The following is a 541-nucleotide window of genomic DNA, read 5'->3' on the forward strand; positions in this document are numbered from 1 at the left end:
CGATTTACCATCCCACAAATCGACCGCCCCGCCGTTCAGGTGGCGGCTGTTCATCGTCTTAGACTTTCCCGCCGCTACCAGTTCCCGCTGGCGTTCTATCGTCCTCACTCCCTCAATGACATAAATATCAATCGGGCATAGAGTCGCCGCCAGTTGAACCACTTGCTGTAAACGGGGATTAACCCCGTTCAGCCGATCCCCGTATTTAATCATTTAATAATTACCCCTTTATTGAGGAAAGAATTAATTTCGTCTTTCTCGTTTTTCAGTGCGGTGCAATTCAATTCGATTTGCTCCACAATAACGAAACCTTTATGGTTTTTCAATTGGTCTTCATCCGTCACCGGAATAGTGAATACACCATTCGGCAGCGCAATATCATTCCGAACCAATTCAATATACGGGCGACGAACCAGATTATCACCGCCAATATCGATATTACTATTATCCATATTATTTCGGGCGTAGTTCGCATACGGAATTTTAAATCCGGCGTCCAGTTCCTTCATAATAATTACGTCGTTAATTTTGGACGACGAAA

The 541-nt window shown here is 44.4% G+C and carries 2 protein-coding genes; both read right to left on the reverse strand.

The window, feature by feature from the left end:
* On the reverse strand, positions 1 to 213 hold a 213-nt coding region (locus QYM41_RS17780; RefSeq protein WP_368801094.1), incomplete at its 3' end, for a M15 family metallopeptidase domain-containing protein.
* The coding region (locus tag QYM41_RS17785; RefSeq protein WP_368801095.1) for a hypothetical protein at positions 210 to 541 on the reverse strand (332 nt) is incomplete at its 5' end. The genes QYM41_RS17780 and QYM41_RS17785, both read right to left, overlap by 4 nt.

Origin of the sequence: Kocuria oxytropis, assembly GCF_040981195.1 — a bacterium.
GTDB lineage: Bacteria > Actinomycetota > Actinomycetes > Actinomycetales > Micrococcaceae > Kocuria > Kocuria oxytropis.